Annotated in this window: 19 protein-coding genes; 13 read left to right on the top strand and 6 right to left on the bottom strand. The window is 43.3% G+C overall.

The features are described 5' to 3' along the window. Positions 1-90: 90 nt before the first annotated feature. Positions 91-291: a hypothetical protein gene (locus MST20_RS18620; protein ID WP_243944094.1), complete on the top strand. Its 201-nt coding sequence runs from the start codon at positions 91-93 to the stop codon at positions 289-291. A 102-nt stretch (positions 292-393) separates the two neighbouring features. Here MST20_RS18620 and MST20_RS18615 read toward each other — a convergent pair whose 3' ends face one another. After that, complete coding sequence (locus MST20_RS18615; RefSeq protein ID WP_243944092.1) at positions 394-933, bottom strand: GNAT family N-acetyltransferase; 540 nt, start codon at positions 931-933, stop codon at positions 394-396. A gap of 19 nt (positions 934-952) precedes the next feature. Beyond that, complete coding sequence (locus tag MST20_RS18610) at positions 953-1903, bottom strand: nucleoside hydrolase (RefSeq protein WP_243944091.1); 951 nt, start codon at positions 1901-1903, stop codon at positions 953-955. 199 nt (positions 1904-2102) lie between these two features. Between MST20_RS18610 and MST20_RS18605 the strand changes: the two genes are divergently transcribed. Both MST20_RS18605 and rlmD read left to right on the top strand, forming a co-directional pair. Next, entirely contained in the window at positions 2103-3017 is a 915-nt protein-coding gene (locus MST20_RS18605; protein ID WP_243944089.1) for a diacylglycerol kinase, read from the top strand. 48 nt (positions 3018-3065) lie between these two features. Next, entirely contained in the window at positions 3066-4451 is a 1386-nt protein-coding gene (gene rlmD, locus MST20_RS18600; RefSeq protein WP_243944087.1) for a 23S rRNA (uracil(1939)-C(5))-methyltransferase RlmD, read from the top strand. A 621-nt stretch (positions 4452-5072) separates the two neighbouring features. On the opposite strand, the gene MST20_RS18595 is transcribed toward rlmD, so the two are convergent. Next, a complete protein-coding gene (locus MST20_RS18595; protein ID WP_243944085.1) occupies positions 5073-5858 on the bottom strand; it encodes a TdeIII family type II restriction endonuclease in 786 nt (261 codons plus the stop codon). A gap of 640 nt (positions 5859-6498) precedes the next feature. Between MST20_RS18595 and MST20_RS18590 the strand changes: the two genes are divergently transcribed. From MST20_RS18590 to MST20_RS18560, 7 genes are all read left to right on the top strand, one after another. After that, the gene (locus MST20_RS18590; protein ID WP_243944082.1) at positions 6499-7635 is read left to right on the top strand and encodes a DNA cytosine methyltransferase; all 1137 of its coding nucleotides are present in this window, start codon (positions 6499-6501) and stop codon (positions 7633-7635) included. A gap of 666 nt (positions 7636-8301) precedes the next feature. Then, complete coding sequence (locus MST20_RS18585) at positions 8302-10173, top strand: beta-glucoside-specific PTS transporter subunit IIABC (protein ID WP_243944080.1); 1872 nt, start codon at positions 8302-8304, stop codon at positions 10171-10173. Next, the gene (locus MST20_RS18580; protein WP_279600197.1) at positions 10173-11639 is read left to right on the top strand and encodes a glycoside hydrolase family 1 protein; all 1467 of its coding nucleotides are present in this window, start codon (positions 10173-10175) and stop codon (positions 11637-11639) included. The genes MST20_RS18585 and MST20_RS18580 overlap by 1 nt, the downstream gene beginning before the upstream one ends. 29 nt (positions 11640-11668) lie before the next feature. Next, complete coding sequence (locus tag MST20_RS18575) at positions 11669-12517, top strand: PRD domain-containing protein (protein ID WP_243944076.1); 849 nt, start codon at positions 11669-11671, stop codon at positions 12515-12517. Positions 12518-12786: 269 nt separating this feature from the next. Continuing rightward, positions 12787-13899 (top strand): Rap family tetratricopeptide repeat protein, encoded by a 1113-nt coding sequence (locus MST20_RS18570; RefSeq protein WP_243944074.1) that lies wholly within the window; start codon positions 12787-12789, stop codon positions 13897-13899. Continuing rightward, positions 13896-14018: a PhrK family phosphatase-inhibitory pheromone gene (locus tag MST20_RS18565; RefSeq protein WP_176277552.1), complete on the top strand. Its 123-nt coding sequence runs from the start codon at positions 13896-13898 to the stop codon at positions 14016-14018. The genes MST20_RS18570 and MST20_RS18565 overlap by 4 nt, the downstream gene beginning before the upstream one ends. A 163-nt stretch (positions 14019-14181) precedes the next feature. Further along, positions 14182-14940: a class I SAM-dependent methyltransferase gene (locus MST20_RS18560; protein ID WP_243944073.1), complete on the top strand. Its 759-nt coding sequence runs from the start codon at positions 14182-14184 to the stop codon at positions 14938-14940. A 137-nt stretch (positions 14941-15077) separates the two neighbouring features. Here MST20_RS18560 and MST20_RS18555 read toward each other — a convergent pair whose 3' ends face one another. The 3 genes from MST20_RS18555 to MST20_RS18545 form a co-directional block, all read right to left on the bottom strand. Next, complete coding sequence (locus tag MST20_RS18555; RefSeq protein ID WP_243944071.1) at positions 15078-16058, bottom strand: P1 family peptidase; 981 nt, start codon at positions 16056-16058, stop codon at positions 15078-15080. Between the two features lie 19 nt (positions 16059-16077). Continuing rightward, complete coding sequence (locus tag MST20_RS18550; RefSeq protein ID WP_243944069.1) at positions 16078-17574, bottom strand: arylsulfotransferase family protein; 1497 nt, start codon at positions 17572-17574, stop codon at positions 16078-16080. Between the two features lie 630 nt (positions 17575-18204). Next, entirely contained in the window at positions 18205-19092 is an 888-nt protein-coding gene (locus tag MST20_RS18545; protein WP_243944196.1) for a DMT family transporter, read from the bottom strand. Between the two features lie 137 nt (positions 19093-19229). Between MST20_RS18545 and pdxR the strand changes: the two genes are divergently transcribed. The 3 genes from pdxR (at position 19230) to MST20_RS18530 (ending at position 22509) form a co-directional block, all read left to right on the top strand. Next, positions 19230-20651: a MocR-like pyridoxine biosynthesis transcription factor PdxR gene (gene pdxR / locus MST20_RS18540; RefSeq protein ID WP_243944068.1), complete on the top strand. Its 1422-nt coding sequence runs from the start codon at positions 19230-19232 to the stop codon at positions 20649-20651. Between the two features lie 101 nt (positions 20652-20752). Next, positions 20753-21670, top strand: a complete 918-nt coding sequence (locus MST20_RS18535) for a DMT family transporter (protein ID WP_481747922.1) — start codon at positions 20753-20755, stop codon at positions 21668-21670. Between the two features lie 119 nt (positions 21671-21789). Next, entirely contained in the window at positions 21790-22509 is a 720-nt protein-coding gene (locus tag MST20_RS18530) for a YebC/PmpR family DNA-binding transcriptional regulator (protein WP_243944067.1), read from the top strand. Positions 22510-22606 lie beyond the last annotated feature (97 nt).

Here is a 22606-nt window from a genome sequence, read left to right as displayed (position 1 = left end):
GGTTTTTTCTTTGATGAGACGATCGTCGGTGTTTAACAAAAATATCCTGTGTTATGCTTTGTCAAAGGCAACGTGATGAGGAGGCAGTGAATGGAATCGAAAGGAAACAGCGAACCAAGTCCCAAAATTGTAAAGTGGCTCACCTGGATCATACCGATCGTGTTAATCGGAGTCATATTTCTCTTGAAAAATATAAGAAATCCTGTGACTGATGTTTTATTTTATATTGTATGTGCAGGTGTTATCACCTTAGTGATTTTCAGCATCATGAAAGAGACAAAAAGCAGATGAAAGCATGTTTTGAACTTGTCGATAAAGGTTGGAATGATCTTTTTATCGACAAGCTTTTTTAATGCTGCTGATTTCTTTCTCCAGGCCCGCAAAGGAAACGGCTTAATCATGCGGATTGATCACAGCCAGCAACTGATGGTCTTCCCATTTTCCGTTGATCTTAACGTTTTTCCGGGCGATGCCTTCTTTGTGAAAGCCCGCCTTCTCCAGCACCCGGATTGAGGCAAGATTACGGGGCATGACGCCGGCTTCAATGCGATGGAGCTTGAGATCGTGAAAGGCGAACTCGACCATCAGCTTGACGGCTTCAGTCGTGTAGCCTTTGCCGTTGTGCTTCTGATCCAAAAAATAGCCGATGAAGGCGCTTTGCAAGGAACCGCGCAGCACTTGGAAAAGGTTGATCGTTCCGATCAGCGCATCGTTTGCCAGATCAAAGATGCCAAAATAATAATCTTCATCATTCTGCATATTTTCATATAATCTTTGAAGCCTCGTCTTTTGTCCTTCAATTGTATAAAACGCTTCGTTCCGCTCCATTGAAAACTGTTCAAAAAACGGGCGGTTTGTGTTCTGCAATTCGAGGCAAGACTCGGCGTCTTCAGCCGTGAGCGGCCTGACATAAATGTTTGTCCCTTTTTTCATCATGGAAAGTCTCCTTTTATCAAGATGGAATGCGGTCGGCTTTTTTCATCAACGCTTCAAAATACGCAAAAAATTGCTCCCTGTCGACTTGATCGACGACTTTGACCATTCTGCCGTGAGGATGCTCTTCTGTCGTTCCTTGGCGCGGGCTTTTCGTATGGACAACCGCCTTGACGGTGCGTGAGCGTGTCATATCGACTGTACCGAGCGTCAGTGTCGTCAGCACATCCCAAAGGTAGTATGTCGAATTCGTCTCGTTATGGACAAGCGGCGGACACATCGCATAGCACTGGCCGATAAAATCGATCCCGATATGCTTTCTGAGGCTCGCCCAATGGGAGCGGATATCGTTTGTCAATGGCACCTTGTTCGTGCTTTCAAGCGCGACCATTTCGATCTGAATATCGCGTTCGAACACCGTCTTGACGCTGTAAGGGTCCCAAAAGGCGTTCCATTCCGCCGTCCCGTCGTGCTCAGGCTCTTCCACATTTCCTTTCTCAAGGAAGGTGCCGCCCATCCAGACAAGCTTTGCAATGTGCTTTATGATCGCCGGTTCTTCCTCAAGCGCCCTTGCCAAGTCTGTCAGCGGGCCGGTGAACAGCAGCGTCACCGGTTCCGGGCTCTGTTTGACGCATTCAATGAGATGGAGGTGAGCGGGCAGGTCTGACACCGGTGTCCGGACTTCGCCTTTTTCATTTAAAATCGGCAGGGCGTCGACATAAAAGGCGTGCATGCGCCACTCCTTCGGGAACGGATGCACCCCTCTCGAATCGGATGCCGCAGTCTCGACCTGGTACGAACCGAAGCGGTCAATGATTTTTCGGCTGGCACTGAGAGCCGGCTCCAAATAGCAATCCGCCGGTATGACGGATGCTCCGATCAATTTGACATCTTCCATCTGCAATAGCAGAAATAAAGAGACGAGATCATCGACGCCTCCGTCATGGTTAAAATAAACGGGCTTTTTCACAGCAACAGCTCCTTTTTTCTTAATATTAATTATTTTACATCAATTAGATCCAGAAGTCTTTTTTACCATGAATTAGGGCATTTTATCTAAAATTAAACAAATAATAAAACCCATTTTGTTGCGATTTTTTCAACAACTAGTATAATTAAAGGTTGTTGGTAAAGAAATGATACGGATACTCTAATAGGATGATGAAAACATGAAACGTGCACGAATCATATACAATCCGACTTCCGGACGCGAAATTTTCAAAAAAAACCTTGCCCAAGTTCTGCAGAAGTTCGAGCAGGCAGGCTATGAAACGTCTTGCCATGCGACAACAGGGGAAGGGGATGCCGTACAGGCCGCCAGAAACGCCGCTGAGCGGGAATTTGACATAATTGTTGCGGCCGGAGGAGACGGCACATTAAATGAAGTCATCAACGGACTGGCGCCGTTGGAACACCGCCCCAAGCTCGGAGTCATTCCGGTCGGAACGACGAATGACTTTGCGAGAGCGCTCGGCATTCCGCGCGAGGATATTTTAAAGGCGGTAAACACAATACTAGAGGGAGAAGCCCGTCCGATTGACATCGGCCGCGTCAACGGCCAATATTTCATCAATATTGCCGGCGGCGGACGCCTCACAGAACTGACATATGACGTACCAAGCAAATTGAAGACGATGCTCGGTCACCTCGCCTATTATTTGAAAGGAATGGAAATGCTCCTTCCTTCACTGAGGCCGACCGAGGTTGAAATCGAATACGACGGCAAGCTGTTTGAAGGAGAAGTGATGCTGTTTCTCGTCATGCTGACGAACTCCGTCGGCGGCTTTGAGAAGCTCGCTCCCGACTCAAGCTTGAATGACGGCATGTTTGACCTCGTCATTTTAAAACGGGCAAACCTCGCCGAATTCATCAGACTTGTCGGACTTGCCCTCCGCGGCGAACACATCAATGACGAGCATGTCATCTACACGAAAGCGAATCGCGTCAAAGTGACGGTCAAAGACAAAATGCTCCTCAACCTTGACGGCGAATACGGCGGCGAACTGCCGGGCGAATTCGAAAACCTCTACCGCCATATCGAAGTCGTCATGTCAAAAGAAAAAGCGAGAAAATTGGATGATTGAACTTGGTCTAAAGAGCTGGCCAAGTTTTTCTTATAGCAGGTGAAAAAGATGAAACAAAAAGCCCCCGTTCAAAAAAATGAATATTACAATGTCGTATTTGAAGATTTAACACACGAAGGAGCCGGCGTCGCCAAAGTCGACGGCTTCCCGATTTTCGTGCCGAACGCGCTCCCTGACGAAAAGGCGCAAATCAAAGTGACCCGTGTCAAAAAAGGCTTCGCCTTCGGCCGCCTCATCGACTTGAAAGAAGAAAGCCGCTTTCGAACGAACGCGCCGTGCCCGATCTACAAGCAGTGCGGCGGCTGCCAGCTTCAGCACATCAACTACGAAGGCCAGCTTCTCTACAAGCAGAAGCAAGTCAAAGACGTGCTTGAGCGAATCGGCAAGCTCGATTTAAGCCGAATCACCGTCCACCCGACCCTCGGCATGGAAGACCCGTGGAACTACCGAAACAAAGCGCAGGTCCCTGTCGGAGAAAGAGAAGGCGGCCTGATCGCAGGCTTCTACCAGCAGCGCAGCCATGAAATCATCGACATGAACGAATGCCTGATCCAGCAGTCGGAAAACGACCGCGTCGTTCAAGCGATTAAAGAGATTTGCGGCAAATACGGCATCAAAGCGTACAACGAAGAACGCCACAAAGGCTGGCTCAGACACATCATGGTCAGATACGGCGCCGTCACAGGCGAAATGATGGTCGTCTTCATCACAAGGACAAACGACTTCCCGCACAAAGCGAAAATCGTCGAGGAGATCACCGCGGCATTCCCGCACGTCAAATCGATCGTCCAAAACATCAACCCGAAAAAAACAAACGTCATCTTCGGCGACGAAACAACCGTTATCTGGGGAGAAGAATACATTTACGACACCATCGGCGGCATCAAATTCGCCATCTCCGCCAGATCGTTCTACCAAGTCAACCCCGAGCAAACAAAAGTGCTCTACGACAAAGCGCTTGAATACGCCGAACTGAACGGCGAAGAAACCGTCATCGACGCGTATTGTGGCATCGGCACGATTTCGCTGTTTCTGGCGAAGCAGGCGAAAAAAGTATACGGCGTTGAGATTGTGCCGGAAGCGATCGAGGACGCGAAGCGGAATGCTGAGTTGAACGGCATTGAGAACGCTGAGTTTGAAGTTGGCGAAGCTGAGGTCGTGATTCCGAAGTGGTATAAGGAAGGCATTACGGCTGACACGCTAGTGGTCGACCCGCCGCGCAAAGGCTGTGACGAGGCGTTGCTGCGGACGATTATTGAAATGAAGCCGAAGCGTGTAGTGTATGTGTCATGCAACCCGGGAACCCTGGCGCGCGATTTGCGGGTGCTGGAGGATGGCGGGTATGTGACGCTTGAAGTGCAGCCTGTTGATATGTTTCCACATACGAGCCATGTGGAGTGTGTGGCGAAGTTGGTTTTTGAAAAGAACAGTTGATTGAGCTTTACCTAATTAAGAGGAAAGATTGTAATGCATATTGATCTTTCCTTCCTTTTGTCGCACTTTCCATTATGAGTTGGTAAAAAGATAGACAGGGATTATAGAATTGACTCTATCAATGGTTTACGTCAAAGTTTGTCCAAATTGTCAATCATGTTGCATAAGAAACCAGCTTTCACAATAGAAAACCTAATTTGTTATTAATTATAAACGATCAAAAATCAAATATCATGGAATTACAGAAAACTTTAGAATAAGAATATAATTATTAAACACTATTGATAAAGATGAACTGATATGGTAAAATTAGTTAAAGTGTACTATAGATCCTGTAGAGGTTCAAGTCCTCTTGGCCACAACATAGGACAAGAGGGACTTGAAAGAGATCATCGGTAATTATTTACACTTTGTACCCACGTACATTAAAAATACGTTATCTAAATTGTTGACTGTTGTATTTTACATCAGCCATTGCTTAACGAAACTCTCTTAAAAAACTATCTTTAAATTGGTTTCGAGGTTATTAAGAGAAGAATAGCATGAGATCAGATAACTAATAAAGAAAAAACAAAGTAGGAATAAATTTATTCCTACTTTGTTTGATGGTATTAACACATGTCATATACCAAAGTACTCTTTGCGAATAATGTCAGTGAACTTTTTTCCCTCTTGTTGAAAAATTTCAATCAATTCGTTATAAGTATTATCATCTTGGCCAATATGATTCCATAATTTTGAACCGATTAATACACAAGGATCACTATCCATATCAAATAACTTAAAAGGGACAGTATGCGCAGTTCTATATAAATTTCCTTCACCCGCAGGGTTAGATGGTAAAGCAAAATAAGGGTGATAATTAGAATCTTTAGCCATTAATCTTAACATATCTCTTTTAGCTTTTTCAGTTTGATCTAAATTAGGTTTTACCGTTTTAAAGGAATAAAATTCTTCTATACCATCTGGTCGTTTTATATACAGATCAGAAATTACTCTAACTTCTTCATACCGCTTTGTATCTAATGCTTGTATTTCTTCAACTTCCATTTGCCAGTTTGGTTTTGTTTCATTGTTACGCTGACTTGTTAATATACTTTCTATTTTTTCCACTTTCCAAGCGTTTAATTCAAATTCATTTTTATGTTGAAGTTCTGCATAGGCGCCAGTTCCTTCAGCTATAATCTTCCCTAATTGTTCAACAGTTTTTTGTCCGAAAGTTGTTACAAATGATCTTTCAAATTTAGAACCTTTCCAAACTTCAATAGGTACTAAATAATATCCAAATGGATTATTTAATTTGATTGATTCTTCATTAAAAGGTTCACCGACAGTTCTTTTTCTAATCACTTTATTCATTGTTAACTCAATTAACTCTATTACTTGTTTCTTTGTAGCACTATTCAATTCTTAATCCCCGCCCTTATAATTCACTAAAATAAGCAATCAAATATATAATTTTCGTTATCGATAATTATATCTCTTTTTCTATTTATTATATTCATGCAAAAAACTTTTTGTTCAATGAGGTGTGTCAAGTCTTTAAACTGAATTACCCATACTCCTGAAAGTGAGTAACTTTAATATTAAGTAAGAAACATTTTGAAAATTGATATGCAATATCTTTAATAAAAAGGCCTTTAAGTTTTTCTCCCTCATCCAACCCTTTAGGACTGAATTTTGATAAAGAACGATTAACAACAGTTCATTATTATTTAAATTAAAAACATTTTTTGAAATTTTTCCGATAAGATTTTCGAAAATAAATCTTATCTAAATTAATCTTTTTACCATTAAGAAATCCTAACCATCTATATTGATATATGTTACTATGCTTCTTTACCGTTCCAAGTATGAATACCATTGATTTAAATTCAGGAATTTTTCCTTCCTTTAAGTTTAATATTAATTAACCGAATATACAATATCTGCGAATCTCTTTAGTCGTTGATATTAATAGAACTCTCTACTAAAAAACATAATAGAACTGGACCAAGAATTTCTTTAATGTTATAATGATCTAGAGAAATTTCAAGGTGGTGATTTTATGAGAACTGCAATCTCAATTTTTTCAGGGGCCGGGGGATTAGACATTGGATTGAAAAAAGCTGGATTCGATGTGAAACTTGCTCTTGAAATTGAAAATGCATATTGTGAAACATTAAGATTGAACCATCCTGAATTAAATGTAGTTCAGGGTGATATTATGAAATATGATAGAGATGAAATTTATAAAGCAGCAGGGTTAGACAGTGAGGATGAACTTGACTTGTTGTTTGGTGGAAGTCCCTGTCAGTCTTTTTCAACTGCTGGAAATAGAATGGCTTTTGAAGACCCAAGAGGGAAAGCAATGCTAAAGTTCGCAGAACTAATTTCAGAAATACAGCCTAAAGTTTTTTTGTTAGAAAACGTAAAAGGTTTTTTGTCAGTTCCACTTAAACATCGCCCTCATAATCAGAGAGGAGAAGGTTTTCCGCCATTATCTGAAGAAGAGAGACAAGGAAGTGCATTAGAATTTCTTCTCAAGCAGATTGAAGGTTATAATATAAAGTATAGGCTCCTTAATGCTGCAGATTATGGAGTTCCCCAAACTCGTGAACGTGTGTTTTTTGTGGGAGTACGTAAAGATTTGAATACAGATTATGAATTCCCAGAACCAACCCATAGTAAAACAGGGGTTAATGGAAAAGAACGATGGGTTACTTTTGGGGATCTTCTAAACACGACAAATTTCTCTGAACATAATTTTGTTAAATATACTCCTGAGCGCTTGAAGTATATGAAACTTATTCCACAAGGCGGAGGGAATTGGAGAGATCTTCCCGAATCTATAGTAAAAGAAGCTATGGGTGGAGCTTATAAAAGTGGAGGAGGGAAGGTAGGTTTTTTTCGTCGACTTTGGACAGATAGACCTGCTCCAACAGTTCTTACAAGTCCCAATCAAAAAAGTACTAATTTAGGTCATCCCTTTGAAGACCGTCCACTGAGTGTCGAAGAATATTTAGCAATTCAAGGATTTCCATTAGATTATAAAGTTTCAGGGTCTATTGCTAAACAATATATACAAATCGGAAATGCAGTCCCTACTCACCTTGCTAAAGTACTTGGCGACTCTATACTCAAATTATTAGTCAAGGGTGAAGAAAACAGGGAAAAACAATATCAACTCTCCTTAGTTTTTTAATTAAGAGCGAAAAAAGCACTTTTTTTAAGGTGGCTATAGTGGCTCTAATAGGCAGTTACATTGGGTTTGCATTTGCTTTTGAAAATTCTTTATGAAGGTTTAGAGAACGAAGGCTTCATTATTGATTATGATGAATGAAGTATATTAACTACACTAAGCTGGGGGGAAATTACCCTCAGCTGTTCTTTTTATTGCTGAAAGACCTAAAATATTCTCGATGAAGAAATCTACTCACTAAATTGACAAAAGATCATTACAAAAATTCACACATGTGATAAGATCGTTCTAAATATAGATAGCATCTTAAAGGGAAAGAGGGGGTTCAGCATGAGCAGGTCGGTTCAGAAGTGGTTGCGGGGGGTGTTGAACAATTCCATTTACCTTGGCGCGCAATTTGCGGGTGCTTAAAGATCTTCATGATCGCTATTAGAAATAAACCGTAGGCCATTCGACCAAGAAATTTCCTTCTTTCCAAAAAACCAAAATAAATGTTGACGCTTTCATAAAACCGATATATACTTTAATCAAATCCAATATTGATAAATTAGACATGTGACTGGTCATGCAGGCAGGATCTAAAACCGATAAATTTTTTAATTTGTCGGTTTAGGTCCTTTTTTTATTGCCTAAATATAGGTCTCATGTTTCAGAAAAGGGGGAGAAACAATGAATTACACACAAACTGCAAAAGACGTATTGCAGCATGTAGGCGGTAAAGAGAATATTGCCCACTTGGAGCATTGTTCGACACGACTCCGTTTTACATTGATTGATCAAAACAAGACGAATGTACCGGCACTTGAGAAAACACCAGGTGTCATCGCTGTCCGTATGTCGGGCCAATGCCAGGTTGTGATTGGAAACGATGTCATTGAAGTCTATGAGAAATTGACCGGCCTTCTCGGCGGGGCGCTTTCTGGACAAAATGGGTCTTCCCATCAGCCGAAGGAAAAGCGAAAAGCGGGGACTGTACTATTAGACTTCATTGTTGGTGTTTTTCAACCGCTTGTTCCCGCCATTGCGGGTGGAGGGATTTTAAAATCGTTTCTCCTCCTCTTCTCGTTATTCGGATTAATGGATGCCAAAGGGCAAACGTATCAGATTTTAAATATGGTTGGCGATGCGCCGCTTTACTTCCTGCCATTGCTAGTAGCCGTGACGACAGCCAATAAATTAAAAGTGAATCCGCTTGTTGCATTATCGGCAGTCGGCGCTCTTATTCTGCCAAACATGACGGCGATGCTGACAGAAGGCGCTCAATTGTTTTCATTCGATGTGAAAAATATTGCGTATGCCTATCAGGTGTTTCCGGCGATTTTATCTGTCCTGTTGTATGCACAGATGGAAAAATGGTTTACTCGTATTTCGCCAAAACCGATTCGTATTTTCTTCGTACCGATGATGTCTTTGGTTATGACAGTTCCGATCACTCTCCTGTTGCTAGGACCAATCGGTTTTACAGCAGGGCAAGGCTTCACAGCAATCATCCTTGCTATGTTTGACAAAGTGGGCTGGGTTGCGGTTGCGATTCTGGCAGCAGTCCTTCCATTTATGGTCGCATCAGGGATGCACAAAGCGATGGTGCCATACGCTGTAACAACAATGGGTAATCTCGGAAAAGAAGCACTCTACTTGCCTGCGTCACTTGCACACAATCTCGCCGAAAGCGGGGCGTGTTTCGCAATTGCCCTTCGTACAAAAGATAAAGTGCTCCGTTCAACTGCCATTTCTGCAGGGATTTCAGCATTCTTTGGGATTACCGAACCGGCATTATACGGGGTGACACTGCAAAATAAACGTGTGCTTAGCAGTGTCATGATCGGTTCTTTCATCGGCGGCATCTTCATTGGACTTGTCGGACTTCAAGCGTTTGTTCTTGTTGGACCTGGTCTTGCAAGTATGTCGATGTTCATATCTGACGAGCTTCCACGCAACTTTATGTTTGCAGTGATCGGTTTTGCCATCTCATTTGTTGTTGCTTTTGCTGCTGCCTTTATTTTAGGAAAAGATCGAAAGACAGAAGAAACGGAAAAAGAAGCAGAGCAAGGCGCTTTCGCCGAAAAACTTGACGCAGATGAGACATTCAAAAGTCCAGTCATCGGTCAAATGATTTCACTGTCTGATGTAGAAGATGACATATTTTCTTCAAAGGTAATGGGAGAGGGAATTGCCATTATTCCTTCAAAGGGTGAACTATATGCACCGGTAGATGGCGAGATTTCCCTTCTCTTTGAAACAAACCATGCGCTCGGCATGAAAACAGCAAACGGAGTTGAGGTTCTTTTCCATATTGGGATCGACACCGTTCAGCTAGAGGGCAAGTTCTTTAAACCATTGGTAAAAGTGGGGGATCAAGTCAAAGCAGGTGATCTGCTCATTCAATTTGACCTGGAAAAAATTAAAGAAGCAGGTTATGATCCAGTTACACTAGCAGTTATTACGAATACCAATCAATATGATATAAAAGTCACGCAATTAAAAGAGGTCAATCGTCAAGATACGTTGATGGTTGTTACACAATTAGGAGGGGAATCATGATGACAAAGACAAAAGGATTTCCGAAAGGTTTTTTATGGGGCGGTGCGATTGCCGCAAACCAGGCAGAAGGCGCTTGGAATGTTGATGGAAAAGGACCGTCTGTTGCAGATATTGCCATGTACCGTTCGAATTTGAGTGTAGAAGATTACGAAGGGCACCTTGCTGTTACTTCTGAAAACATTGAACGCGCAATGAAAGACCCGGACGTAAAAAAATATCCGAAGCGCAGAGGGATTGACTTTTATCATCACTATAAAGAAGATTTGGCTCTCTTTGCAGAAATGGGCTTTAAAACATTGCGTATATCGATTGCATGGAGCCGAATTTTCCCGACAGGGGAAGAAGCTGAGCCGAACGAGAAAGGCCTTCAGTTTTATGATCGTCTGTTTCAAGAAATGAAAAAACATAACATTGAACCGATCGTGACTCTATCACATTATGAAATGCCATTAGCACTTAGTGTGAAATACAACGGATGGGTTGAAAGAAAAGTGATCGACCTCTTTGTGAAATTCGCCAATGTGTGTTTTGAACGGTATAAAGATGTTGTGAAATATTGGCTTACCTTTAATGAAATAGACAGTATACACCGCCATTCTTTCATTACAGCGGGAATCATTCCTGACCGCTGTCCTGAAGGGAAAATAGAGGAAACGGTTTATCAAGCATTGCACCATCAATTTGTGGCATCCGCTCTTGTGACTGCAGATTGTCATCGCATCATTCCCGGCAGTCAGGTGGGATGTATGCTAACGAAACTCACGACTTACCCGCACACTTGTCATCCGAATGATGTTGAACGCGCACTGAAGCAAAACCTTGATAACTATTTCTATGCAGATGTTCAAGTGTTTGGCGAATATCCGCCATTAATCAAACGCATGCTGGAACGAAAAAATATCAATATTAAGATGGAAGCGGACGATCTTGCCATTTTGAAAGAACATACGGTAGACTTCGTTTCATTTAGTTACTATATGTCCCTGACAGAATCTGCACAGGAAGGGCTGGAAAAAACAGATGGCAATACGATTCGCGGTGTGAAAAATCCATATTTGCCTGCAACAGATTGGGGTTGGCAAATCGATCCGGTCGGTTTAAAAATTTCGCTCATTGAATTGTATGATCGCTATCAAAAACCTCTCATGATTGTGGAGAACGGTATGGGTGCTAAAGATGTCGTCGAAAGCGATGGATCGATCCATGACGATTATCGTATGAACTATTTCAGAGAACATTTCCGTCAGATGAAAGAAGCCATTGAAGAAGGTGTTGATCTCTTTGGATATACCAGCTGGGGATCGATTGACATTATTAGTGCGGGCACATCTCAAATGTCCAAACGATATGGGTTTATCTATGTTGATCAAGATGACGATGGCGACGGGTCATTGAAGCGCCTACGTAAAGATTCATTCTACTGGTATAAGAAAGTGATCGAGTCAAATGGAGAAGTATTAGACTAAAAAACCGCATTCATGAAAAGGTGATGGCGATGTTTAAAATAAAAAAGGTTTTAAACTCGAGTGTGGTACTGGCTGTAGATCAGAACCGCCAGGAGCTGGTTTTATGCGGCAGAGGCATCGGTTATGGGCAAAAGCCGGGGAATATGATTGAAGAAAAACAGGCTGATCAAGTATTTATGCCAGTAGACAATATAAAGGCAAAGGAATTTCTCCAACTGTTGGATTCAATACCGCAAGAATTTATTGAATTGACACAGCAAATTGTTCATTATGCAGAAGAAAAATTAAAAACAAAGCTAAATTCCGGCGTATACTTCACACTAATGGATCACTTGAATTTTGCAGTAGAGCGTTATAAAAAGAACATCAATATTACGAATCGCGTCTACTGGGAAATTAAAAACTACTATACGGAAGAGTTTGAGGCAGGGAATTATGCACTGCAGCTCATCAATGAAACACTGGGGATCCAATTGCCGAAAGAGGAAGCGGCAAATATTGCGTTCCACTTAATTAATGCATTAGGTGAAGAAACAGAATCAAAAAATGGAATGAAGTATGCAAAAATGATCGGGAGCATTGTCAATCTTGTCCGTTACACATTAAACATGAAATTAGATCAAGAAAATATTCATTACAGCCGATTTATCACACATGTTAAATTTTTCGTTGAAAGATTTTACGCTGATAATTTGCTAACAAATCAGGAGAATGAATTATTTGAGCAAATTGCTAATTTATATCCGCAAGCAATGGATGTCGCTTTCAAAATTAAGGATTATATCAAGCAGGTACACGGAAACGTCATTCCGAATGATGAACTGACATACTTGGCAGTCCATATTCATCGCTTGATTTCTTATCAGCAATTAAAATAAGTGAAGAACCACTTGCCTTTGTGGAAGGCGAGTGGTTTCTTGTTTTTGAAAAAAGAAGGAGCGCTTTCTGTTTATAGGCCAGATGTGTTGATTGATCTATACCAACAGTTAAAATTGATAGCAAAAAGCTTTTTCCTCATAAGGTCTCATATCGAATTGTTGACAAAAACAGAACACTAATTGACAAAAGGTCATTACAAAAATTTACACGTGTGATAAGATCATGTTACAGATAGAGAACAATCTTAAAGAGAAAGAGGGGGTTCGGCATGAGCAAGGTCGCTTCAGAGGTGGTTGCGGGGGTGTTGAACGAATTCCACTTGACCATTAAAAAGCACGATATTGAGCAGGCAAAGCATCTTTTTGATGAGGCGAAGTCGATGTTTTCCGAGATGGAAGAGGATCAGAATGTGCTGGCTTATTTTTCGCTTCTTGAGGAGCGGTACCGGATGATGCTTTATGATGCGAGGGGAGAGCGGCTGCCGCGGGAGTCTTACTTTAATGATTCGCAGATCGAGTGTATCGAGCAGACGGATCATATGATCGATTATTATTTCTATTTTTTTGAGGCGATGCATGAAGCGTACAACAAGAATGTTGAGCGGGCGATCAGCCTGTACAAGGTTGCCGAGAAAAAACTGGCGAAGGTGCCCGATCAGATCGAAGCGGCCGAGTTTTATTTTAAAGTGTCCTGGCTGTATATGTCTCTCCGGCAAAATGCGGTTTCTCTCAATTATGCGAGAGACGCGATGAATATTTACAAAATGCATGACGGGTACGAAAAAAAGCTGGCGATTTCCCAGGTTGTGATGGGGACAAATTACATGCAGATGCAGCGCTTTAAAGATGCGGAGAAGTACTTTGAAGAATCGATTGAAATTTCCAAAAAGATCGACGATTCGTTTTTAGAGGCGATGCTTCATCACAATATCAGCATTCTGTATTCCAATTCCGGCCGGTCTCAGGAATGCATTCTCGCCGTCCAGCATGCTTTGAGCAACGCCGAATGGTGCGAGTCAAGCTACTATATCAACTCGCTTTACATGCTGATCAGAGAGTTTTTCAAAATCGGCGAAACAGAAGCGGCCCTGTTCTATTATAAAAAAGGACAGGAGGAATTAAAGAAAAACGGGAATAAGCATTATGAAAAGAAAATAAATATTATTTATGAGCTGTATTGCCATGAAAACGTAAAAAGCATCAAAGACGACATCGATTCCTTGGACGAGATGAATGATTTAGACGGGGTTTGCGACCTTTCTTTGCTCATCTCAAGCTATTTTGAGAAAAAAGGAGATTTCAAGGAAGCGCTGGAATTTGTTAAAATATTCATGAAAGCCGAAAACAAAATGAGATCATTAGGGAGTGAGGTATTGTCATGAAAAAATTGATTCTTTGCTTGTCGTTAACTGCTATGGTCTTAGGCGGAGCAGCTTTATCCGAAAGCCACAATCAGGCGTCGGGCGGCGTTCAAACAGCTGAGCTGCCGGTTGGAGGTTAATATTTGCTGAAGTCCTTTTACAGGGCTTCTTTTTTAAAGCCATGAAATGGGGTGCGATTAGAGTGACTCTAAAAGAGCATGAAATATAAAAACCCTTCATATTCGCGAGAGGCCCTCCAATTGTTTAAAACATATATAAACATTAAAATTGGAGGGGAATATCATGAATGACAAAACATTTCTTTCATTTTTAAAACATGCAGACGAGCCTTTCAGCGGCTGGGATTTTTCTTTCATTGATGATACGGGAAGAATGAAAAGCGACCTGCTTTCATGGTCATACGGAAGCATGGCTCTATCTCTTATTCAAGATTCCAAATCCATGCTCGATATGGGGACAGGCGGCGGAGAGTTTTTATCGAAATTGGGGCCGTTTCCTTCGTCAGCATACGCTACGGAATGCTATTTGCCCAATGTGCCAGTCGCAACGAAACGATTGACGCCTTTAGGGGTTCAGGTCGTTCAAATTGATGATGATGAAGATCTTCCATTTGAATCCGGGCAATTTGACCTGGTCATCAATAAACACGAATCATATTCAGCACAAGAGGTGAGAAGAATCCTTTCAAAAGGAGGACTGTTCTTCACTCAGCAAGTCGGCGGGCATGATTGCGAAGAAATCAATGAAAAACTTGGTGTGCCGCTAAATGAAGAATTTAAGGACTGGAACTTGGAAAAAGCATTAAAAGAAATAGAAAAGCATGATTTTAAGATTTTAAAAAGCAGGGAAGAGTGTCCGATTCAAAGGTTTTATGATATTGGGGCACTGGTCTATTACTTAAAAGCCATTCCTTGGCAGGCGCCCGGTTTTGAAGTGAATCAATACACGGATGAATTGTACGAGATTCATAAAATGATTGAAGAAAAGGGTTATTTTGACGTTACACAGTACAGGTTTATGATTTTAGCGGAAGCGATTTAAGATGCAAAAGAGCCTTTTGACTTTCGAAAAGGCTCTTTCTAATTTTAAAGAAGGAGTATCAGGAATAAAGTCGAATATTCATTTGAACTGTCACAAGCTGTATGATAAAACCGTCGGAATTGATCAACACAGGTCTTTTATTGGTGTGAATATTCGCTGCAAGCTGCCTTTACTCCTCGAATGATAGCCTTTTCCAAGACTACAGCAGCAGCGGTGCCCACTGCAGAAACGGCAAAGTCGCCAGACAGTCCGCTCGTGTCTGAGCCGGTGGCCAGACAGAAGACTGTATCACCGTCATCTTGGATATGAACCGGGGATATGGCGCGTGCCATTCCGTCGTGCGCGAGAGTGGCTACACGGCTTGCTTCAGCTTTGTTCAGTTTTGCCGTTGTGGCGATCACGGCGATGGTAGTGCTCCCTGACAGTGTGGCAAGGGGAACCTCTCCGTCAAGTATTGCTCTCGTCTGATTGACAAAAGTATGATCTGGCCGCAGCGCTCCGGCGATGATGCGTCCACTGTCCCAAATGTCTCCGAGAGCGTTGACGACGGCTATGGCTGCCACCGTCGGACCGCCTGGTATCGTCCAAGAGGCGGTGCCCAGTCCGCCTTTCATCGGCCGCCCATATATTTTCCCGACTGTTGCCCCTGCTCCGGCGCCCACGCTTCCTTCTGCGATAAGTCCGGGGCTTGCTGCCTGACAGGCAGCGTATCCCATTTTTGCATCGGGCCTGCGTGCACCTTTAGCGTAAATGATGTCATAGATGACCGCCGCCGGTACAGCCGGTAGAGGCCCCGCTTCGGTCATCGTGCCAATTCCCTTCTCGGCAAGCCAGCGCATCACCCCGTCTGAGGCAGCCAATCCAAAATAACTGCCGCCCGTGAGAAGACACGCTTGCACAACCTCTGTAGATGTTCCGGGGCGTATGGCGTCTGTAAGTTGGGTTCCCGGGGCGCCTCCTCTTACGTCGACTCCGGGGACGGCTCCTTTTGGACAGAGGATTACCGTACAGCCCGAACGGCCGCTTTCATCAGCTGCGTTCCCCACAAGGATGCCGGGAACGTCAGTAAGTCCCCCTCTAAAGCTTGATTTCCTTTTATGGTTCTTTTTCGGTTTCATTCTTTCACCTTCCGGCTTTTTATTTCTTCTGCGCATGGACGATTCGCGACTTGCCGATCACGCGACCAGATGAATTCAATGCTTTAACCTGAAAATAAGGCCCTGCGGAGTCAACTTTAATGTTTGTCTCGAATCCGATGCGAGGGGTACCGTCAACAATGACTGCTAAATTATCGTATGAAGGTCCGGCCAGTACCTGCCATGCGACAGTTTCGGTAGAACCATTCCATGATGCATAAACAACCGTGCTGTTATTCAATCGAACAGCAGCAATACTTGGCGGATAAAGAGGCAAACCGACCCAAAGATTTTTAAACGCTCGATATGAAAGATTTTGATTAGGGAACTGCATATCATATATCAAATTGACTGAAGGGTTTTCTACAGTATTGCCGGCATTTTTAAATTCAGAAAGGTACGGTTCCTGTCCCCAGCCAACGAATTGATTTCCGTTCGGCAGTTGTTGGACATTTCCTTGACTTGGCACAAACAGCGGCGGATCATGATAATATGTTCGATCCACTTCTGCGGTTCTATTTTGAAAATTAAGCCGCAGGATTAAACCGCGTGCCGGTCCTTGAGGCGGAGAGGTTGGCGTGGCACAGCAGGCATCATCAAACAAACTGATCCTGTTTCCGGGCCTGTGGCGCGCATCATGCTGCCATGAAAATTGTGCATTTTGTCCAAAAGAAAAATCGCTTTGTCTTCCCCCAAGCTGCCAAAGTATATTTCCCGTTTTTTTATCGACATTATAGATAGCCCACATATTTCGCATGCTGATCAGAAGCGTATCGTTTGGTCCTTCTTCGACTGAGTTGACATGAAAGCAATCCCAAATATTATTTGAATTTGCTGCTGATGACGCGGGAACCATTGAATCGGCGGGATTAACATGGGCAAGCACATCCCAAAAGAAAAGAAGCTCGCCTGTAACAAGATCGACTTCTTGAATAGAGTAATTGTCAAAATATCCGTCTGCCGGCCCGCCATACGGCGTTAAATCCGCCGGTACTTGCTTAATCGCTGTAAACAATGCGGTATTTCGCTTTGTGATGGTAAATTCATGAACATCTGCGGTAAATCCTTTCCGGGCTCTAAGTTTTTTGATCACGATGTAATTTTGGTTGAGAATTTGAAAAAAAGCGCCGGGTTCAGGATCACCTGCGGGGAGATTGGGATTTGCAGTCTGAGTTCCTGATATCGTACCTTGCCACATCGTAAGAACAGGGCGCCCGAAAAGGGATTGCATCCTAAAGTCTGTATTTTGCGTATACCTGCTTTCAAGCGGTCTGAACCAGACCGGATTGCCAGCCTGATCCATAATCAGCGCGCCTGTTTGTCCAATCATTGTTGCCTCAAACGTCGTATATGGAGCAACAAATATTAAGCCTGGAGCTGTTCCGGATTTCCTTGCATTGATGGTCACTTTCATCGGGTGCAAGGCGGGAGCAGAAACAAAGTTCCAGACATCCGAACTTGAATTTGCGGAGGCTTGCAATGATTTAGCATGATCCATTTTCTCAATTTCATCTCCTATTTACGAAATAAATGACGCCACTCTAAAAAAGATTCTTTGAAAATAATATATAGAGTTCACCCAAGAATCGTTCCACTATGGGAACAAATTGACTGATTCCCGGATATTGCTGGTTAACGGAGATTGAAGGAGTACTGCGGGGCCATTTTTGGTCTTAAAGCAGGAGACCTTAGTATGAGTCTGATCGAAGAAAGCCCAATCAAACTGAAGAGGCAAGGGGCCCGTTGGTGGAGAACGACAGCGAAATTCACCGTTTTCAGGAAAAACACTTTTGATAAAGAGCGGACTTGAATAGTAAACATTCAGTGTTCTTTTATATATTGAAATCATTAATATTGACTCAAGGCGGGTGCTGGTGACGGCAGATCGCTGATGGGGAAGGATTGTCTACATAATTTGCTTACATTATTAGTTGGCAATAAGCTTATTACAGAATAAATTACGCTTTTTACAGGTTTCAAATCGGAATATAAGAAACCGAAAAGAGACATCGGGATGAAGCAGCTTTTGATGAACTTTTTTTCACCAAGCAACGCCCATTCGATTGAAAAAAGATGCCCCCGGGTTCGGACATCCTTTCTAGTTTTCTGGGAGATAAGCAGAATTAAATTATTCGAGTTTGCAAATGGTATTTTTCGTTTTTCTGTATGTAAACAGTACGCCGCCTATCGTTATGATTCCCCCGGCAAGTGATAGAAAAGCGGGAACTTCGCCTATCCATATCCATGATATGAAAAGTGTTGCCGCTGGCGTTAAATAAAGCGAAACCGCGGCTTCTGAAGATCCTCTGTGCGAGGTGATATAAGCAAGCGCGAAATATGGGACAACTGTAGGGAGCAATCCTAAATAAACGACACTTGCAGTAGATTGAATAGAAGCATGACAAAGCTCTTCGAATAGCCCGGGTAAAAAGAACAGCATTGGGATGGTTCCTCCCCAAATCGCGTATGAAACAAAAGGGATAAAACCGTATTTTTGAATGTAGCGCTCTTGAAAAACGAAATAGATGCTTTCACATATCGCGGCCAGTAAAATGAACAACACCCCAGCCGCTGTGTTTTCAAAGTTTCCGACGCCGAGTGAAATGAGCATGACGCCTAAAAAGCTGATCCCTGATCCGAGCCATTTCGCTGCACCAAATCGTTCTGCGAAAAACAGCCTTGCTAACAATGCTGAAAAAATAGGCGTTGTCGAGACCAGGAGGCTTGCCATTCCGGCGCTGACCGTTTCCTCGCCTTGATTGAGCAATGTGTGATAAGCGGAAAATCCTAAAAAACCGAGCAGCAAAATGATGGGGATGTCCTTTGCTTCCGGCAGGCGCATCCGAACCGCAGCGGCCAGCAATATTAGAGCCGAAGAACCTGACAGCAGCCGAAGCAATGTGAGGTGCTGAGGCGTATAGTCTTCCAGCCCGACTCGGATCCCCGGAAAAGCCGAAGCCCAAAAGCCGATCATCAGGCAGTATGACAACATGATGTACATCCTCTGTTTCTTCATCATTTTTCAATCTCCTTTGTTAAAAAAACCAACCGGTTTAAATGTGTGTATCCATCTTAATGGACGTTTGGTAAAATGGCTTCAACCAGTTTTGAGAATATAAACCCAACCACTTATCGATAGAAGGAGATCCATTTATGCCCCGCGTGCCAAAATACAAACAAATCATTCAATTTATAAAAGAGAAGATTGCAAATGGAGAATGGCCGATCGGCACCAAAATTCCGAGTCAGCGTTCATTGGCCAAACATTTCGCTGTGAACAGAAGCACGGTGATTACAGCTTTGGAAGAATTAATTGCCGACGGATTAATAGAAGGGAGAATGGGGAAAGGCACGATTGTTATAAACAATACTTGGACATTGTTGGCCAAACATTCGGCGCCTGATTGGGATAAATACGTGGCAGCCGGATTCCAGCAGCCCAGCCGGAAAACGGTTCAGGAGATTAATCAATCTGAATCGAATTCAACATTGATACAGCTCAGCAAAGGCGAGCTTTCAAATGAATTGTTTCCGCTGGACATCATGAAGGAGATGATGGAGAAGGTTGCTCATAACATGGATGCTTTTGGATATGAGGAGCCGAAAGGCTATCTTCCTTTAAGAGAGGCGTTGAGCAGCTATTTGCAAACGGTCGGCATTCACGCTTCCCCGTCTTCTATCTTAATTGTTTCCGGCGCGCTGCAAGCATTACAGTTAATCGCAATGGGGCTTTTGCAAAGCGGATCAACCGTTTTTCTTGATCAGCCGTCTTACCTTTATTCTCTGCATGTCTTTCAATCTGCGGGAATGAGGATGGCCGGATTGCAAATGGATGAAGAAGGCCTGATGCCAGAAAGCATCAAGATGACGCCAAATATGAGGACGAGAGCCATTTTGTACACCAATCCTTGTTTTCAAAATCCGACCGGAGTGTTAATGTCCAAAAAGCGGAGGGAAGAGATTCTGGCTTTCAGCGAACAACAGCACCTGCCTATCATTGAAGATGATATATACCGCGAATTATGGATTGATGCCCCGCCGCCTGCTCCAATGAAAGCGATGGATAAAAACGGCCGTGTCTTATACATTGGCAGTTTTTCGAAAACGTTGAGCCCGGGGTTAAGAATCGGCTGGATCGTCGGCCCGGAGCCGGTCATTGAACGTTTATCAGATATTAAAATGCAGACGGACTACGGCTCAAGTTCACTGTCTCAGAGAGTCGCAGCTGAATGGCTGACATCTGGGCATTATCAGAAACATTTGGAAAACGTGAGAGAACAGCTGAAAATAAGAAGAAACTTTGTGGTGCATCTGTTAGAAACAGAGTTGGAAGGATTCGCAAAATGGAGCGTTCCGGCAGGCGGCTTCTTTATTTGGCTGAAGATATTGCCGCCGGTATCGATGAAAACTCTTTATGCCAAAGCACTTTCAAAAGGAATTCTCTTTAATTCCGGGGCCATATACGGGCAGGAAAGGGGCGATTACATGAGGCTGTCATATGCATTTGCTTCCTGTGAAGACATGAAGAAAGGGATTGGGCAATTAAGCGGACTGATAAAAATGCTGTCTGGATGATATGAATGTTTTGAAAATATTTATTCCAGAAGAAATAAATTTTACCTTATTTTTGTTAAACTTAAAAAGAATTTTAAATACATCATGACAGGAGAAAACTCATGCGGAACCAAATGTCGGTTTATTTTTCTCTGGCTCTCGCCATGGCGATCGTCGGGAGCTCGGTTGTTGTCGGCAAGCTGATGGTGAAGACGATTCCGGTGTTTTTGTCGTCCGGCATTCGTTTTTTTATTGCGGCTGCCGTTTTAATGATCTTGCTTTTTTGGATTGAGAAAGGCATTCCCGCTCTATCGAAAAAAGATGTCTTTGTTCTTTTGCTGCAGTCTTTTACGGGTGTTTTTCTGTTCAGCATCTGCATGCTTTACGGGGTCAAGCTGACGACGGGGATGGAGAGCGGCATTATTACGAGCACAACGCCGATGGCTGTCGGTGTTTTGGCTTTCTTTTTATTAAAAGAAAAAATAGAAAAGAGAATGGCCGCCGGCATCGTGCTCGCCGTTATCGGCGTGATGGCGATCAACCTGTTCGGGGCCGGCGGCGAAGCGGGGAGCCCTTATGCCTTGATGGGAAATCTGTTAATCGCAGCCGCGGTGATCGGTGAAGCGATGTTTACGCTAATGGCGAAATTGCTGTCGCCTCATATTTCCGCATTGGCGATTTCGGCGTTTGTTTCGTTGTTCGGTTTTTTATTTTTTCTGCCGTTTGCGGTCATTGAGGCTGTCTCGTTTGATTTTAGCGGGCCCGGGCTTCTTGATTGGTCATATGTCCTTTATTACGCGCTGATTGTTACAGTGCTTGCTTTTTACTTATGGTACAACGGCGTGACAAAAGTGCCGGCGAGCGTTTCCGGGATTTTCACTTCGGTTCTCCCCGTATCGGCTGTTGTGCTCTCAGGCGTCATTTTGAAGGAGCAATTCACACTGATTCATTTGACCGGGATCTTGTTTGTGATTGCAGGAATTTTTGTTACTGTTGTGAAAAAAGAGCAGAAGAAAGGCAGCGGAAAACTCGCGTCTTAAGACGGATTTCCAAAAAAATGTCGTAAATTCGATGCATCAATTTGATGAAATCGCCTGGCCCTGCGGTATAATAGATTTTGTGAATGAAAGATTCAATGTTGAAAGAGAGTGGTTACATCATGGGCCGTAAATGGAACAATATAAAAGAGAAGAAAGCGTCCAAGGATGCGAATACGAGCCGAATCTACGCCAAGTTCGGCCGCGAAATCTATGTGGCGGCAAAGCAGGGAGAGCCCGACCCCGAACTGAACCAGAACCTGAAATTCGTGCTAGAGCGCGCCAAAACATACAATGTCCCGAAAGCGATTATTGAGCGGGCGATTGAAAAAGCGAAGGGCGGTTCTGAGGAAAACTATGACGAGCTGCGCTATGAAGGCTTCGGCCCGAACGGAGCGATGGTGATCGTTGACGCGTTGACAAACAACGTCAACCGCACGGCTGCCGATGTGCGCTCCACATTTGGCAAAAACGGCGGAAACATGGGTGTGAGCGGATCTGTCGCTTACATGTTTGATCCGACGGCCGTCATCGGCTTTGAAGGCAAAACGGCTGATGAGACGCTCGAATTATTGATGGAAGCGGATATTGATGTCCGTGATATTTTAGAAGAAGACGATGCGGTGATCGTCTATGCCGAGCCCGATCAGTTCCACGCCGTACAGGAGGCGCTGCAAAACGCCGGCATCACAGAGTTCAAGGTGGCCGAGCTGACCATGCTCGCGCAAAATGACGTCGCCCTTCCAGAGGATGCGCGCGCACAGTTTGAAAAGCTGATTGACGCGCTGGAAGATTTGGAAGACGTTCAGCAAGTTTACCATAATGTCGATTTAGGGGCGTAAAAAGAAATTGGGAAGTAAAAAGATAGATGAACAGGCGAAAGTCTGTTTTGTCTATCTTTTTTTATTTGTAAAGTTAACTTGACATCCAATTTTTTGT

Origin of the sequence: Bacillus sp. B19-2 (assembly GCF_022832475.1) — a bacterium.
Classification (GTDB): Bacteria; Bacillota; Bacilli; order Bacillales; family Bacillaceae; genus Bacillus; species Bacillus paralicheniformis.
Note: the sequence above shows the minus strand (reverse complement) of the source record. Positions and strands in the feature narration are given on the sequence as shown.

Coding starts and splice junctions, on each gene's coding strand:
- MST20_RS18620 (WP_243944094.1), top strand. CDS start 91: ATGGAATCGAAAGGAAACAGCGAACCAAGTCCCAAAATTGTAAAGTGG.
- MST20_RS18615 (WP_243944092.1), bottom strand. CDS start 933: ATGAAAAAAGGGACAAACATTTATGTCAGGCCGCTCACGGCTGAAGAC.
- MST20_RS18605 (WP_243944089.1), top strand. CDS start 2,103: ATGAAACGTGCACGAATCATATACAATCCGACTTCCGGACGCGAAATT.
- rlmD (WP_243944087.1), top strand. CDS start 3,066: ATGAAACAAAAAGCCCCCGTTCAAAAAAATGAATATTACAATGTCGTA.
- MST20_RS18590 (WP_243944082.1), top strand. CDS start 6,499: ATGAGAACTGCAATCTCAATTTTTTCAGGGGCCGGGGGATTAGACATT.
- MST20_RS18585 (WP_243944080.1), top strand. CDS start 8,302: ATGAATTACACACAAACTGCAAAAGACGTATTGCAGCATGTAGGCGGT.
- MST20_RS18580 (WP_279600197.1), top strand. CDS start 10,173: ATGACAAAGACAAAAGGATTTCCGAAAGGTTTTTTATGGGGCGGTGCG.
- MST20_RS18575 (WP_243944076.1), top strand. CDS start 11,669: ATGTTTAAAATAAAAAAGGTTTTAAACTCGAGTGTGGTACTGGCTGTA.
- MST20_RS18570 (WP_243944074.1), top strand. CDS start 12,787: ATGAGCAAGGTCGCTTCAGAGGTGGTTGCGGGGGTGTTGAACGAATTC.
- MST20_RS18565 (WP_176277552.1), top strand. CDS start 13,896: ATGAAAAAATTGATTCTTTGCTTGTCGTTAACTGCTATGGTCTTAGGC.
- MST20_RS18560 (WP_243944073.1), top strand. CDS start 14,182: ATGAATGACAAAACATTTCTTTCATTTTTAAAACATGCAGACGAGCCT.
- MST20_RS18555 (WP_243944071.1), bottom strand. CDS start 16,058: ATGAAACCGAAAAAGAACCATAAAAGGAAATCAAGCTTTAGAGGGGGA.
- MST20_RS18550 (WP_243944069.1), bottom strand. CDS start 17,574: ATGGATCATGCTAAATCATTGCAAGCCTCCGCAAATTCAAGTTCGGAT.
- MST20_RS18545 (WP_243944196.1), bottom strand. CDS start 19,092: ATGAAGAAACAGAGGATGTACATCATGTTGTCATACTGCCTGATGATC.
- pdxR (WP_243944068.1), top strand. CDS start 19,230: ATGCCCCGCGTGCCAAAATACAAACAAATCATTCAATTTATAAAAGAG.
- MST20_RS18535 (WP_481747922.1), top strand. CDS start 20,753: ATGCGGAACCAAATGTCGGTTTATTTTTCTCTGGCTCTCGCCATGGCG.
- MST20_RS18530 (WP_243944067.1), top strand. CDS start 21,790: ATGGGCCGTAAATGGAACAATATAAAAGAGAAGAAAGCGTCCAAGGAT.